This window comes from Peribacillus sp. SIMBA_075, assembly GCF_046534585.1.
Genome location: NZ_JAWRYN010000599.1, coordinates 1 through 272, shown reverse-complemented (window position 1 = coordinate 272; position 272 = coordinate 1). Strand labels below are relative to the sequence as shown.

Annotated in this window: 1 protein-coding gene; it reads right to left on the bottom strand. The window is 71.3% G+C overall.

Annotated features, from left to right (window positions below):
- The coding region (locus SB775_RS29560) for a hypothetical protein (protein WP_410864799.1) at window positions 1-272 on the bottom strand (272 nt) is incomplete at both ends.

Here is a 272-nt window from a genome sequence, read left to right as displayed (position 1 = left end):
CAGCTGGAACAGCGGGAAGCCGACCACGTCGTTGTCGCGCCGGTGCCAGTCCAGCCGGTAGGCCTCGCCGACCCGCAGCCGCTGCGGGTCGGCGTCGTCCAGGGTCGGCGCGCCGTCCAGTTCCATCGCGGTGTAGTAGCGGCGCATGTAATCCAGGTACTGGTCGCCGACCGCATCGGCGCCCTGGGTCTCGAACAGGTCGCGGATGTTGTCGCCATCGCCGTGCAGGTAGTCGGTGACCACCGCGAAGCGGGCCTGGCGGCGCGGCCGCG